This window comes from Alkalibacillus haloalkaliphilus (genome assembly GCF_007991275.1).
GTDB lineage: Bacteria > Bacillota > Bacilli > Bacillales > Alkalibacillaceae > Alkalibacillus > Alkalibacillus haloalkaliphilus.
Genome location: NZ_BJYA01000013.1, coordinates 77,316 through 91,968, shown reverse-complemented (window position 1 = coordinate 91,968; position 14,653 = coordinate 77,316). Strand labels below are relative to the sequence as shown.

At 39.2% G+C, this 14,653-nt stretch carries 11 protein-coding genes and 1 riboswitch; of the genes, 8 read left to right on the top strand and 3 right to left on the bottom strand.

The window, feature by feature from the left end:
- The first annotated feature begins 22 nt into the window (after positions 1 to 22).
- Positions 23 to 189, top strand: a riboswitch (M-box (ykoK) riboswitch).
- Positions 190 to 443: 254 nt separating this feature from the next.
- Complete coding sequence (gene mgtE, locus AHA02nite_RS09880) at positions 444 to 1,811, top strand: magnesium transporter (protein ID WP_146816852.1); 1,368 nt, start codon at positions 444 to 446, stop codon at positions 1,809 to 1,811.
- A 49-nt stretch (positions 1,812 to 1,860) separates the two neighbouring features.
- On the opposite strand, the gene AHA02nite_RS09875 is transcribed toward mgtE, so the two are convergent.
- Entirely contained in the window at positions 1,861 to 3,243 is a 1,383-nt protein-coding gene (locus AHA02nite_RS09875; RefSeq protein WP_146816850.1) for a glycine--tRNA ligase, read from the bottom strand.
- Between the two features lie 404 nt (positions 3,244 to 3,647).
- Here AHA02nite_RS09875 and pcrB point away from each other — a divergent pair, with 404 nt between their 5' ends.
- From pcrB to pruA, 5 genes are all read left to right on the top strand, one after another.
- Positions 3,648 to 4,340 carry a heptaprenylglyceryl phosphate synthase gene (pcrB, locus tag AHA02nite_RS09870; protein WP_146816954.1) on the top strand — a complete coding sequence of 231 codons (693 nt, stop codon included), beginning with the start codon at positions 3,648 to 3,650 and terminating at the stop codon, positions 4,338 to 4,340.
- Positions 4,341 to 4,355: 15 nt separating this feature from the next.
- Positions 4,356 to 6,590 (top strand): DNA helicase PcrA, encoded by a 2,235-nt coding sequence (gene pcrA, locus AHA02nite_RS09865; RefSeq protein WP_146816848.1) that lies wholly within the window; start codon positions 4,356 to 4,358, stop codon positions 6,588 to 6,590.
- A 16-nt stretch (positions 6,591 to 6,606) separates the two neighbouring features.
- A complete protein-coding gene (gene ligA, locus AHA02nite_RS09860) occupies positions 6,607 to 8,607 on the top strand; it encodes an NAD-dependent DNA ligase LigA (protein ID WP_146816846.1) in 2,001 nt (666 codons plus the stop codon).
- A 12-nt stretch (positions 8,608 to 8,619) separates the two neighbouring features.
- Positions 8,620 to 9,873 carry a CamS family sex pheromone protein gene (locus AHA02nite_RS09855; RefSeq protein WP_170236051.1) on the top strand — a complete coding sequence of 418 codons (1,254 nt, stop codon included), beginning with the start codon at positions 8,620 to 8,622 and terminating at the stop codon, positions 9,871 to 9,873.
- A gap of 147 nt (positions 9,874 to 10,020) precedes the next feature.
- On the top strand, positions 10,021 to 11,568 hold the full coding sequence (gene pruA, locus AHA02nite_RS09850; protein ID WP_146816842.1) for an L-glutamate gamma-semialdehyde dehydrogenase: 1,548 nt from the start codon (positions 10,021 to 10,023) through the stop codon (positions 11,566 to 11,568).
- 197 nt (positions 11,569 to 11,765) lie between these two features.
- Here the strand turns inward: pruA and AHA02nite_RS09845 are convergent, their stop codons facing one another.
- Positions 11,766 to 12,125, bottom strand: coding sequence for an SLAP domain-containing protein (locus tag AHA02nite_RS09845; protein ID WP_170236050.1), 360 nt, complete (start codon positions 12,123 to 12,125; stop codon positions 11,766 to 11,768).
- Between the two features lie 98 nt (positions 12,126 to 12,223).
- Here AHA02nite_RS09845 and AHA02nite_RS09840 point away from each other — a divergent pair, with 98 nt between their 5' ends.
- Positions 12,224 to 12,676 (top strand): DUF2269 family protein, encoded by a 453-nt coding sequence (locus AHA02nite_RS09840; RefSeq protein WP_146816839.1) that lies wholly within the window; start codon positions 12,224 to 12,226, stop codon positions 12,674 to 12,676.
- 15 nt (positions 12,677 to 12,691) lie between these two features.
- Positions 12,692 to 13,804, top strand: a complete 1,113-nt coding sequence (locus AHA02nite_RS09835; RefSeq protein ID WP_146816837.1) for an NAD(P)/FAD-dependent oxidoreductase — start codon at positions 12,692 to 12,694, stop codon at positions 13,802 to 13,804.
- Positions 13,805 to 13,946: 142 nt separating this feature from the next.
- Here the strand turns inward: AHA02nite_RS09835 and AHA02nite_RS09830 are convergent, their stop codons facing one another.
- A complete protein-coding gene (locus AHA02nite_RS09830) occupies positions 13,947 to 14,615 on the bottom strand; it encodes a Dph6-related ATP pyrophosphatase (protein ID WP_170236049.1) in 669 nt (222 codons plus the stop codon).
- Between the last annotated feature and the right edge of the window lie 38 nt (positions 14,616 to 14,653).

Sequence of the window (14,653 nt, the reverse complement as noted above, 5' to 3'; positions counted from 1 at the left end):
GTATTCTATAAAAGGAAAATTTGATAATCCTCGTTAGGTGAGGCTCCTGTTCGGAGATACGCTACTGCCCAAAAACGTCCAAAGACGCCAATGGGTCAACAAGAACCATCGACTTAAGGTGGTTTTTAACGTAGCTGGACTAAGTCCTATGCCGTTCAGTGCTAAAGCTCAAACGAATGGAGGAGAAGGTCGGATATTGTTATCATTGACTTTTTCATAAGAGAGCTCTCTTTTCTCCATGTTTGAGGAAAGAGAGCTTTATTTTTGGCTAAATTAGGGAAATTAATATTAATTATGGACCCTAACCTAACGAGATGCATCAGGAGGTGATGGGGGATATGGATCCCGATTCGAGTTTTAACTTCAATCAATATTTAACAAGCAAATTATATTCACCCCCTATCACTTTGACAGGTGGGGGCTAATCAAAAGGAGGCTCTACAATGATGATGCGTCGTGTGAATAAGTCTAACTTATTCCAACAGTTAAAAGATTATTTAGAAGAAAATAAATTAGATTTATTTCAAGAATCATTACAATCACTTCATATTCAGGATCAGGTGGACTGGTTTCAAAAGTTAGACGATAAAAGGTTACGCCAGAAAGTGTATTCTGTTCTTACACCTGAGCAGTTAGCAGATATTTTACAAGGGTTAGAAATTGACGAACAGAAAAATGTAATGGATGAAATGGATCGCAATAAGTGGATTGCGACGTTAAATGAGATGGCTTCAGATGACGTTGCCGATTATTTAACAGAATTAAGTGAACAAGACGTTAATGCTGCATTGGGAGAAATGGACCAAGTGGCAGCAAAGCGAGTTAAGAAGATTATGGAGTACCAAGAAGAAACAGCTGGTGCTCTTATGGCAACAGAATATATTGCGATTAAAACGACTGATACCGTACAAAGTGTTATGTCACGTCTTCGTGATGAAGCGCCTGAAGCTGAAACAATTTACTACATTTATGTCACTGATACTGAAGGTTCTTTAGTAGGGGTTGTCTCGTTAAGAGATTTAATAACAAACGAACCTGAAGTTAATATTGAAGATGTGATGAGCACACGAGTTGTTTCAGTTAAAGTTAACCAAGACCAAGAGGAAGTTGCACGGTTAATTCAGAAGTATGACTTTTTGGCTGTTCCAGTTATTACAGATGACAATAAATTAGTTGGTATTATTACGGTCGATGACATTCTTGATGTTATTGAAGAAGAGGCCACAGAAGACTTCGGAGAAATTTCAGCGGTAAGAGGTGCTACAGGTACAGACGTTACAGCATGGGATGCAGCAAAGAAGCGTGCACCGTGGATTATTATGTTAATGTTTTTGGGCCTAATTACAGCTGAAGTGATTGGCCAGTTCGAGGAAACGTTAGAAGCCATTGTTATTTTAGCTGCATTTATCCCGTTAATTATGGACTCAGCTGGTAATACAGGTACACAGTCACTTGCGGTTATGGTGCGTAACTTAGCGATTGGTACGTTTGATAAACGTAATGTGTGGCGTGTGTTAAGGCGTGAATTTTTCACAGGAGTTATGATTGGTTTAGGAAGTGCAGTTACACTTGCCATTTTAATTATAATTTTTTATGATCAAAATTTAGCATTAGCTGGTGTTGTTGGTACGTCAATATTATTAACATTGAGCATTTCAACTTTAACTGGTTCAATCATACCGTTAATCATTGATAAATTTAAAATTGACCCTGCAGTCGCATCAGGTCCATTTATTACAACGTTAAACGATATTATGGGATTACTCATTTACTTTACGATTGCGACTTCAATGATTCATTATTTAATGTAGTAGCTATAAAGAAGCTCCCCAGTCTCAATAGAGGCTGGGGAGCTTTTGTTTAATAACTCACTTTTTCTTGTAGGAACGACTTTAGTTCTGCAATTGGCATGCGTGATTGTTCCATTGTGTCACGGTTACGAACAGTTACTTGTCCATCTTCTTTTGAATCAAAGTCATACGTAATGCAATAAGGTGTTCCAATTTCATCATGGCGGCGGTAGCGTTTACCGATTGATCCTGATTCGTCGTAATCAACCATGAAGTCCTTCGCCAAGTCTTGGAATACTTCTTGAGCTTCTTCAGATAACTTCTTAGATAATGGGAAAATCGCTGCTTTATATGGTGCTACTGCTGGATGGAAATGCATCACAGTTCGCGTAGAACCATCTTCAAGCTCTTCATCTTCATAAGCATTTGTTAAAAATGATAACGCTAAACGGTCAGCACCTAATGATGGCTCAATGACATACGGAATGTAACGTTCATTTGTTTGTTGGTCGATATATTCCATATCTTCACCTGAATGTTCAGCGTGTTGTTTTAAGTCATAATCAGTACGAGACGCAATACCCCACAGCTCGCCCCAACCAAATGGGAATTGATATTCTAAGTCAGTTGTCGCATTACTGTAGTGAGATAATTCATCTTCGTCATGTTCACGACGACGGACTTTATCTTCATCAAGTCCTAAGCTAGTTAACCAGTTATGACAGAAGTCTAACCAGTATGTAAACCATTCTTTCTCTTCACCAGGTTTACAGAAGAACTCCATTTCCATTTGTTCGAATTCACGCGTACGGAAAATGAAGTTACCAGGTGTAATTTCATTTCTGAAGCTTTTACCAATTTGAGCAATACCGAATGGAAGCTTTTTACGCATCGTACGTTGAACATTTTTGAAGTTAACGAAGATTCCTTGTGCTGTTTCAGGACGCATGTAAATTTCGTCAGAAGAATCTTCTGTAACACCTTGATACGTCTTAAACATTAAGTTAAATTGACGAATTTCAGTGAAGTTAGCTGAACCACATGTAGGGCATACAATTCCTTCTTCGTTAATAATCTTTTCTAATTCTTCAAAAGGCAAGCCGTCAACTACACGCTCATCACCTTTTGCTTCAAAATGATCTTCGATAATATGGTCCGCACGGTGACGTGATTTACAGTCTTTACAGTCGATCATTGGGTCGTTAAAGTTACCTAAGTGACCACTTGCTTCCCACGTTTTAGGGTTCATTAAAATGGCTGCATCTAAACCGACATTATAAGGTGATTCTTGGACGAACTTTTTCCACCAAGCATCTTTTAAGTTTTTCTTTAGCTCAATACCTAGTGGGCCGTAATCCCAAGTGTTTGCTAGGCCGCCGTAAATTTCAGACCCTTGGAAAATAAACCCTCTGTGCTTACAATGGTTAACAATATGTTCCATATCTTGTGCCATGTTAGTACCTCCTAGTAACATTTTATATAAACAAAAAACTCCCGCCTCTGAGCTAATTGCTTAGCTCAGGGACGAGAGTGTTATTCCCGCGGTTCCACCCTGATTGAAGTGCTATATGCACGACCACTTTCAATCAATCTACTCCAGACTGCCGTTTCACTGATACCTTACTTCAGGCTCACACCATCCCTGAATCGCTTGAGTAGTAGAGGGTATAGCTACTATTAATCCTTCACAGTAAATAAACCATTATGATTTTGTCTAACTTATATTAGCATACCCAAAAACGTTTCTCAACTTTCACTATGAGTTTTACGAGATTTAATACGATGTTCAATGAAAGTTAGGGTTGATTTTTGATATAATAGGTAAGGTTAGGAACAAACGATGGAGGAATCAACGTGATTGAAGATTATCAAAATTGGCGACATATATTTAAGCTTGATCCTAATAAAACAATAGATGACGAAGCTTTAGAATCATTGTGTGAATCGGATACTGATGCAGTGATGATCGGTGGGACAGATGGTGTTACATTAGACGATGTTCTTAATTTATTAGCACGTGTAAGACGTTATTCTGTTCCGTGTGTATTAGAAGTGTCTAATCTTCCTTCTATTACGCCTGGCTTTGATTTTTATTTCATTCCAACAGTATTAAATACGCAAGATAAGAAGTGGATGATTGATTTACACATTGATGCAGTTAAAGAATATGGTGACTTAATTGAATGGGAAGAGTTGATGATGGAAGGGTATGTTATGTTAAATCCTGATTCGAAAGCTTTCCAATATACGAACTCAAAAGAAGTGACGACAGAAGATGTTGTTGCTTATGCACAGTTAATCGAACATTTGATGCATTTACCTTTCATGTATTTAGAATATAGTGGTACATATGGAGATCCTGAGTTAGTCAAGCAAGTAAGTGATGAATTAAATAACACGACATTAATTTACGGTGGCGGGATCAGATCGAAAGAACAAGCAAGTGAAATGGCAGCTTATGCTGATGTTGTCGTTGTTGGCGATGTCATATATGAAGATTTAAAAGCGGCATTAAGAACTGTTCATGCTGTTAAAAAGGTAGAAAAGTAAAAAGGTGGTATAGTCATGGGCATGACGATGAAAGAAATATTAAATTCAATGAATACCGAACAGAAAGAAGCAGTGAAGCATACAGAAGGCCCTTTGCTTGTGATGGCTGGTGCTGGTAGTGGTAAGACGCGTGTTTTAACTCATCGAATTGCATACCTTTTAGCTGAAAAAGGGGTTCAACCATATAATGTTTTAGCGATTACATTTACGAATAAAGCAGCGAGGGAAATGAAAGAACGTGTTGAAAAGCTAGTTGGAGATGATGCTAAAGACATTATTATGTCGACCTTCCACTCGCTTTGTGTTCGTATTTTACGCCGTGATGGTGACCGAATTGGTATTAATCGTAACTTTGCAATTTATGATGCGACAGATCAAAAGACAGCGATTAAAGAAGCGTTAAGGATTCAAGATTTAGATCCTAAACAATATGATCCTCGTTCGATTCAATTTGCGATTAGTTCGGCGAAAAACCAGCTCATCACACCTAAAGTGATGAAGCAACAGGCGAATAACTATCATGAGGAGAAGATTGCTTCAATTTATGATACTTATGAAACACTTTTAAGGAAAAATGGTGCTTTAGATTTTGATAGTTTAATTATGGAGACGTTTTTCTTATTTGACCGTGTACCTGAAGTGTTACGCTTTTATCAAAATCGATTCCAATACATTCACGTTGATGAGTACCAAGATACGAACAAAGCACAGTATAAACTCGTGCAAAAGTTAGCTGAACGTTTTAACAACTTATGTGTCGTTGGTGACTCAGACCAGTCGATTTATAAATGGCGTGGTGCTGACATATATAACATTTTATCATTTGAAAATGACTACCCTGATGCTAGAACAATCCTTTTAGAGCAAAACTATCGTTCAACGAAAACGATTCTGCAAGCAGCAAATGATGTTATTGAAAATAATATCTCGCGTAAACCGAAAGAACTTTGGACTGATAATGAAGATGGGAGCACGATCCGCCTATTTGAAGCACGTGATGAACGTCAAGAAGCGCGTTATGTTATCGATCAAATTCAAGAGGTTGTAAATGAAGGTGAATATAGTTACGAAGATATTGCCATTCTGTACCGTACGAATGCTCAATCTCGTGCGATGGAGGACGTTTTCGTTAAATCTAGTGTTCCATATCAAATTATTGGCGGCACGAAGTTCTATGATCGTAAAGAAATTAAAGACTTGTTAGCCTACTTAAGATTAATTGCAAACCCTAATGATGACATTAGTTTTATGCGAGTCGTCAATGTTCCGAAACGTGGTATTGGTAAGACGTCAATTGAGAAGTTGCAATTACACGCTGAAATGCATGACTTATCACTATTTGAGGCGATTCAAGATATTGCACTAATCGGCGTTAGTAAAAAAGCGGCCCAGCAATTGCAGACTTTTAGGCACATGATTGAAAACTTTCAAAAACAGCAAGAGTTTTTTAGTGTGACAGATTTAGTTGATGAAGTGTTAGAGAAATCTGGTTATGAAGAGATGTTAAGACAAGACAAGTCATTAGAATCGCAAGGTCGTCAGGAAAACTTAGAAGAATTCAAAACGGTAACGAAGCAGTTTGAAGAAGTGAGTGAAGACACAACGTTAATCGCCTTTTTAACTGATCTAGCGTTAGTGTCCGATTTAGACGACACAGATGATGAATCGACAGATAAAGTGACGCTTATGACGTTACACGCAGCAAAAGGATTAGAGTTTCCTGTCGTCTTTTTAATCGGATTAGAAGAGAATATGTTCCCGCATAGTCGTTCACTTTTTGACGAAGAAGAAATGGAAGAAGAACGTCGTCTAGCGTATGTAGGTATTACTCGTGCTGAAAGACAGCTATATTTAACATACGCTTCAATGCGTACAATCTTTGGTCGCACGCAATTTCATGAGAAGAGTCGTTTTATCGATGAAGTACCAAGTGATTTATTACAGCGAGAAGGTGACTTTTCACAAGGGATGTCATCGAATGAGTCATTTGAAGAAGCTATCAGTCAATTGGAGTCGCCATCACAGACGCAAACGGCTCAACCTAAGCGTAAAGCGGCAACGATTAAACAGAAACCTTCATCGCCACAACTTTTCCAAGTCGGTGACAAAGTAAAGCATAAAAAGTGGGGCGAAGGAACAATTGTAAAAGTTGAAGGTAGCGGTGATGACATGGAAGTCGATATTGCGTTTCCATCACCTGTAGGCATTAAGCGTTTATTAGCACAATTTGCCCCTGTTGAAAAAATATAAGAGGAGTGGCGTTTCTATGAACCGTGAGGAAGTAAGACAATCAATAGAAGCCTTAAAAGAAGAAATCAATCAATACAACTATGAGTATCACGTTTTAGATGAGCCGACTGTCTCTGATGCTTACTATGACCAACAACTACACAAACTTATAAAACTAGAAGAAGAATTTCCAGAATTTCTAACGAACGATTCTCCAACTCAACGTGTTGGTGGCAAACCACTTGACCAGTTTCATAAAGTAGATCACCGTGTCCCGATGTTAAGTTTAGGTAATGCTTTTAATGAACAAGATTTAAGAGATTTCGATAGACGGATTAAAGAGCGTGTTGGAAATAATGTTCGTTACGTGTGTGAGCTAAAAATAGATGGACTAGCTGTCTCTCTTCGTTATGAAAACGGTCAATTCGTCCAAGGTGCAACGCGAGGAGACGGCAAAACAGGTGAAGATATTACACAAAACTTAAGAACGATTAAAAGTATCCCTTTGAAAATTCGCGAAGAAGAAACGATTGAAGTGCGTGGCGAAGCATTTATGCCCCAGAGGTCGTTTCTTAATATGAATGAGCAGCGTCAACAGGTGGGGGAAGAGCCATTTGCCAACCCGCGTAACGCTGCAGCAGGTTCATTACGCCAATTAGACCCGAAAATAGCAGCGAATCGTAACTTAGATATTTTCTTATATAGTGTTGGTGAGTGGGAAGCGGCAACGACAACTTCTCATAGTGAACAACTTCAATATATGAAGCAGTTAGGGTTTAAAACGAATCAAGAGACGAAAGTTTTTGATACGATTGAAGATGTCATTCAATATACAGAAGACTGGACGATTAAACGAAGCGAATTAAATTATGAGATCGATGGAATCGTTATTAAAGTTGATTCAATCGATTTACAGCAAGAACTAGGGTTCACAGCCAAAAGTCCACGTTGGGCGATTGCGTATAAATTTCCAGCAGAAGAAGCGGTTACGAAATTATATGACATTGAATTAAGTGTAGGCCGTACTGGTGCGGTTACGCCAACAGCTATTTTAGAGCCAGTTCAAGTGGCCGGCACAACAGTTCAACGTGCCTCTTTACACAATGAAGATTTAATTATTGATAAAGATATTCGAATCAATGATACAGTGATTGTTAAAAAAGCCGGTGACATTATCCCTGAAGTCGTTCGTGTCGTAACAGATGAACGGACTGGTGATGAACAACCATTTAGAATGCCGAAGACTTGTCCTGAGTGTGATGAGCCAATTGAAAAAGTCGACGGTGAAGTAGCGTATCGCTGTGTCAACCCAAATTGCCCAGCTCAGTTAAAAGAAGCGTTAATCCACTTTGTTTCACGTAATGCGATGAACATTGACGGTTTAGGCGAGAAAGTCATTGAGCAGTTGTTTGACCATGAGTTAATAAAAACGATCGCTGACCTTTATAAGCTTACACCGGATGATTTACTTCCGCTTGAAAGAATGGGGCAAAAATCAGTCGATAACTTATTAAGTGCGATTGAAACATCGAAGGAAAACTCATTAGAACGACTGTTATTCGGCTTAGGTATTCGTTTTGTCGGAAGTAAAGCAGCTGACACGCTAGCTTCTCATTTTAAGACGATGGATCAATTAATGGAAGCTTCCAAAGAAGAAGTCGAGGCTGTACCTGAAATTGGTGATAAAATGGCTCAATCCATTGTTGCTTATTTCCAACAGGAACAAGTTGAACGACTAATTGAAGAACTGAAACAATTAGGCTTGAATATGGAATACTTAGGTGAAGTTGTAGAAGTCGATGAAGGATCAATATATTATGATAAAACGATCGTATTAACAGGTAAGTTTGAAGAAATGTCACGTAATGAAGCGAAGACGAAAATTGAAACACTTGGTGGAAAAGTGACAGGTAGTGTAAGTAAAAAGACTGACTTACTAATTGCTGGTGAAGATGCTGGCTCTAAATTAGACAAAGCTAAAGAATTGAATGTAGAAATATGGGATGAAGCTCAAATGATTCAATCGTTTGAGTCTTAGGGGGTGGAAATGATGAAAAAACTGCTAGGCTTATCGGTCTTCTTCTTAATCACGTTAACGGCTTGTGCGCCAACGTTTGATACTGATGAAGAAATTGTGCAAGAGACAGATGAAGAACAACAGCCAGAAGAAGAGCAACGTTTTATTGTGTCTCCAGATAGTTTGGATACAAATGATTACCGTATGATTTTACCTTATCAAACGGGTGCTGCACGAGGTACTATTACAAACCAAGTGGCCAACCGTTATGATATTGATGAATTTGAACAAGGGTTAACGCGATTAGCGAAAGGCGTTTTTGACCCGGATGAGTATTTATTCCAAGAAGGGCAACACCTTGATCGAAGTAACGTCTTTAATATTATTGATGATTTAAATCCACCTCGTCCAGAAGATTTAGAAGAAGAACTCGAGGATGTGCTTGAGGAACAAGAGGATGCGACTGGTGAAGAACTAGACGAATTAGAGGGTATGGAGGATCAGATTACAGAGGAATTAGAAGATTACCAAGAAGCTAATCCACGTGTATTCTCTCACATTCTTGAGCAAAACTTTTTAGTACGTGAAGGAGAAGATCGTGTAGAATTAGGTGGCGTTGCAATCGGAATTGCTTTAAAGTCAGAGTATGCATTCAGTGTCAACTACGGTCCGACATATGGAGTTCCAATTGATATGGATGAAATGCTTAGTGTTGGTGAAGGTGTTGCAGCAGAAATCTTAGTTCAATTAGATGAGTTAGGTTTAGAAGAGTTTGATGATACACCGATCTTAATTGCTCTTTATCGAGAAAATGACCGTAATGCAATCGTTCCAGGAAATTTTGTGCAACAAACCGTTGTTAATTTAAACAATTTATCGATTGATGAAGATGAAGGGCTAAACCCTGGCGCATTAGAATGGGAAGGGTTGAATGAAAATAATGTATTGTTCCCATCTAATGAAGCTGATGAAGACTACTATGAAGACTCAGAAATGATGGTTGACTTCAGACGTGGTGTAGCTGACTTCTTCCCGAATTATGTCGGTGTAGTGGGTAGAGGTTATTATAAGGATGACGAGCTACGTACTTTGAATGTAGACATTCCAATTGAGTTTAACGGTAAACATGAAATTGTCGGATTCACGCAACATATTAGTTCATTAATGGTCGAACATTTCCCTCCATACTTTGATCTTGAAGTGAAGATTGAGTCTCCTTCAGAAGTAGAAGCGGTGTTATTTAGGAGAGCTGGAGAAGAAGAAGTGACTCACCATATTTTTCAATAAAAGGTTTTAACGTGCTGTGTGATAAGAAATGCAGCACGTTTTTGTTGGATAAAACAGGATTTATATTTGATTAGGTTCGCATGTTCGTTTAAAATGTATTATGGAAGCGCTATTACTAGCGTAAAATCGTAAAGAGGAGGCTTTATCATGGTACAACCGTATCGTCATGAACCATTTACAGATTTCACAGTAGAAGAAAACGCTAAAGAATTAGAAGCAGCACTACACCAAGTTGAACAAGAACTTGGACAAGACTACCCGTTAATTATCGGTGGGGAACGTATTTATACAGATGACAAGATTACTTCAATTAACCCGAACAACAAAAATGAAGTAATTGGTACTGTTTCTAAAGCAAATAAAGAGTTAGCAGAAAAAGCTATGAAGACAGCTGACGAAACGTTCGAATGGTGGCGCAAATCAACACCAGAAATGCGCGCAGACATTCTATTCCGTGCTGCTGCAATTGTTCGTCGTCGTAAGCATGAGTTTAACGCTTGGGCGATTAAAGAATCAGGTAAGGCATGGAAAGAAGCTGACGGTGATGTTGCTGAAGGTATCGACTTCCTTGAGTACTATGGACGTCAAATGTTAGAAATTGCTGAAGGTAAAGAAATTAATAGCCGTCCGGTTGAAAATAACCGCTTTAGCTATATCCCATTAGGTGTTGGACTTGTCATTTCACCATGGAACTTACTATTCGCAATTATGTGTGGTACAGCAGTTTCACCAATGGTTACTGGTAACACAGTATTATTAAAGCCTGCATCTAACTCACCAGTTATCGCTTATAAATTTATGGAAGTGATGGAAGAAGCGGGTATGCCATCAGGAGTTATTAACTACATCCCTGGTAGCGGAAGCGAAGTTGGTGACTACTTAGTAGAACACCCAAGAACTCGTTTTGTAAGCTTCACAGGTTCACGCGAAGTAGGCGTTAACATTTTTGAAAAAGCAGCTAAAGTACAAGAAGGTCAAAAATGGCTTAAGCGTGTAGTAGCTGAAATGGGCGGTAAAGATACAATCGTTGTTGATAATGAAGCTGATCTAGAGTTAGCTTCTCAAGCAATCGTTCAATCTGCCTTTGACTTCTCAGGTCAGAAATGTTCTTCTGGTTCACGTGCGGTTATTCACCAAGACGTTTACGACGAAGTGCTTGACCGTATTGTTGAAATTACAAAAGGTCTTGATATTGGTGACACGTCTAAAAAGAACTATTACATGGGCGCTGTAATCGATCAGGGTGCTTATGACAAAATTATGAGCTACATGGATGTTGGTAAAAAAGAAGGTCGCCTTATGATTGGGGGCGATGGCGATGATACAAATGGATACTACATTAATCCAACTGTCTTCGCTGACTTAGATCCAAACTCTCGCATGCAGCAAGAAGAAATCTTCGGCCCAATCGTCGGCATCACTAAAGCAAAAGACTTTAACGAAGCAATCGACATTGCAAACAATACAGATTACGGTCTAACAGGAGCGGTGATCTCAAACAACCGTAACCATTTAGAAATTGCTCGTGAAGACTTCCACGTTGGTAACTTATACTTCAACCGTGGTTGTACTGCAGCAATCGTTGGTTACCACCCATTCGGTGGCTTCGACATGTCTGGTACTGACTCTAAAGCAGGCGGACCTGACTACCTTTACAACTTCTTACAAGGTAAGACAGTATCTGAAATGCTTTAATATGATGACAAAATCCCCTCAAATTGAGGGGATTTTTGTGTATTAAGGGTTTTTGTTCGGCAGTAAGAGTGCGTCGTCCGGCATTAAGTGCTCGCCGTCCGACACTAAGGTGAGTTTGTCCGACAATAAGGGTGAGTCGTTCGGCAATAAAGCGAGTTTGTCCGACAATAATGCCCGTCCATCCGGCAATCCCCCTTCTATTCAAGCTCCGGAGCAACTAACTCACTTACTTTCTCAGCACTTTTATAAGATGGGAAAATAAACGTCCATGGCATTGATGTATGAGCATTAAGAGTAACAGGAAGTGAGAATTGATTTTTTGCTACACCTACATACTCCACAACTGTTTCATTGAATAACACATCTTCTCCACTTAAGTTGTGAACGATCGCTGTTACGAGTAGATCATCACGGTGATTGATAGCCTGCCATAAATATGTAAAATCAACCTTTCGACTATGATCAAAAGAAAGGTTATCAAAAATTTCCTCAATATAATTCCGGTCTTTTTCAGCTAAATTGTTTTCCCAATTCCGTTCATATACTAGTTTTTGCATTATGTTCACTCCTCTTATATCATTGTACGAGTAAAAAAGTAGTCTGTCACTGAATAACAAAGCGACTCGCGTTATAATAGATATGGAGGTGTGCATCATTGTCTTTATACGAGATATTAGTATTCATTCATATAATTTCAGCCATTATAGGATTGGGTCCAGGTTTTATTTTAACTCGTGTCACGAAGTCTGCGACGAACTTAACTGAATTACAACATGGCTATAAAGTAAAACGTCAATTGCATTACTTTGTCATGGTCGGTGGATCGTTACTTTTAATTACAGGGCTATGGATGGGCTTTATTAACCCAGCTTTATTTGAGCAAGGTTGGTACATAATCAGTTTAGGCTTATTTTTATTTGCTTTAGCAATGGGGCCAACAGTACTGAAACGTAATTCAAAACCGATTAAAACGTTGTTAAACGAACAGACTGATGATGAAATACCGAAAGACTATTATCCGTTAGCACAAAGGCTTTATCGGATCGAATACATGGAAAATACGATTTTTATAATCATTATTATTTTAATGATTACGAAGCCATTTTAAGAAAGGAGCGACAACATGAGTTATGTAATCGTCGGCGGAGGCATATTAGGAGCATCAACGGCTTATCACTTAGCGAAAAAAGGTGAATCAGTCACGCTAATTGACCGAAATGATCAAGGGCAAGCGACTGATGCAGCTGCAGGAATCGTCTGTCCTTGGTTGTCACAGAGAAGAAATAAAGCATGGTATCAATTAGTGAAAAATGGAGCGCGTTATTATCCAGAATTAGTCGAAGCGTTAGAAAATGATGGCGAATCAAATACAGGGTATAAACGTGTCGGTACAATTAGTTTACATACGGATCAAGGTAAGTTAGAAAAAATGGTGGAACGTGCTGAAAAACGTCGTGAAGACGCACCAGAGATTGGCAAAATTAAGCTTCTTTCACCTGAAGAAACGAAAGCGATGTTCCCACCACTTTCAGAAGAGTACGGATCAGTATATGTGAGTGGAGGGGCTCGAGTAGATGGACGAGCTGTGCGTGATGCATTAATTTCAGCAGCTAAAAAGTATGACGCAACTGTCGTTGAAGGAGATGCTCTATTAGTAGCAAAAGATGGACGTGTTACAGGTGTGAAAGTACAAGACGACTATGTTGAAGCAACACAAGTCATTGACACAGCAGGCGCATGGTCAAAACAATTAGTCGAACCGATCGGCGTTGACTATGACGTATCAACACAGCGAGCACAAATTATTCATTTGGATTTAATGGGTGAAGATACAGCAGATTGGCCCGTTGTTATGCCGCCAAGCAATGCTTACTTATTAACATTTTCAGGTGGACGTGTTGTTGTAGGCGCGACTCGTACTGATTATGCCGGTTTTGATTACCGCGCAACTGCTGGTGGTGTGCGCGAAATTTTAGATAAAGCGTTAACCGTAGCACCAGGCTTAGATGATGCATCGATTTTAGAGACACGTGTTGGATTCAGACCATATACACCAGGGTTCTTGCCGATTATTGGGCCAATGCCCGAATATGAAGGATTGTTAGTAGCAAACGGCTTAGGCGCGACAGGATTAACAGCTGGTCCATACTTAGGGTCAGTGTTGGCCGATTTAGCTACTGGAGAAGAGGTTGAATTAGACTTAAGTCAATATGATGTGAATGAGGCTATAAAATAGTGGAGAATCGCCGGGTGGATGGAATCCGGCGATTTTTTCGATATTCCGGCGAAAATTAAAATAATCCGGCGAAAAATTTATTTTTCCGGCGAACGGGAGTAATATTCCGGCGAAAAGACCCCATAATCCGGCGAACGCCGAATTACGGATCTCGAACGACATCTCGATAAGTATAAAAGTCTCCTTCTACCACTTCGTCACCTAGCTTCACTTGAAGAGGCTTTTTAAATAAAGGACCATCGACAACAAAGGTGTGAAATTCACCATTTTCCCCGCATATGTCTACTTCATCAGGTAACGCATTTATAGTTTCACGATCTAAAAACGCACCTAAAAACTTAGCTGGAACACGTGACGGATCAATCGTCGTGATCAATGTCTGATAACGTAACTGTAAAAATTCATCGATCAACTCATTAGTAGACTCTAGCCATAGCGGAAAAATAGCTTCTAAGTCCATGCCTTCTAACTGTTGCTCTCGAAAAGCTTTCACATCAGCTAAATTGATGTCACCGTATACAATGTGGGTAATCCCATCTGCTTCAGCTTCTTTGAATGCATTAACCATCGCTTCGTTGTACTGTTCATTAGATGGTGATTCAGGTAAATAGATTTTCTGTAACGGAAGGTTTAAAGCTTCCGCCTGCATTTCTAAAAGTTCCTCACGGTTGCCGTGCACACTTGTACGGTTGTACGCTTCGTTAACTGTCGTTATGAGACGATCAACAAAAACATCATCTCGCTGCATAATCCGATGCAGAGCTAACATTGAATCCTTACCACCACTATGGGATACTGCTATACGTTTCATTTTCATACCTCCTAGCTAACTATAATACTATCATTTCA